1 protein-coding gene is annotated in these 392 nt (G+C 41.3%); it reads right to left on the reverse strand.

From position 1 onward, the window contains the following. Nucleotides 1-392, reverse strand: a 392-nt coding sequence (locus Q3W56_RS20745; RefSeq protein WP_302896711.1) for a DDE-type integrase/transposase/recombinase, incomplete at both ends; no start/stop codon positions are given.

Raw genomic sequence — 392 nt, forward strand, 5'->3', positions numbered from 1 at the left:
TAAGATAGAACGTTTCAGACTTTAGTGAGGAATGAAACGATTCGATGGAGGCATTATCAGCGGGCGTCCCTTTGCGGGACATGCTCATGGTAATGCCTTTTGTGTTAACAGCTTTTTGATACTCGTAGGATGTATACACAGAACCTTGGTCACTATGTAACATGCAGTTCTCAGGCAGTGTTGGCAACTGATCAAGTGTGTCTAAGACAAAGTCTGTGTCCTGCTTATCGCCAATCGTAAAAGCAATCACTTCTCCATTGTATACATCTAATATACTGGAAAGGTACAATTGTTTCTGTCCATAAGGCAAATATGTGATGTCCGTTACTAGTTTTTCAAGAGGGCGATCAGACTGAAAGTTCCGATCCAATATATTATCGACCACGGCATAT

The organism is Bacillus sp. C28GYM-DRY-1, assembly GCF_030519405.1.
GTDB lineage: Bacteria > Bacillota > Bacilli > Bacillales > Bacillaceae > Bacillus > Bacillus spizizenii_A.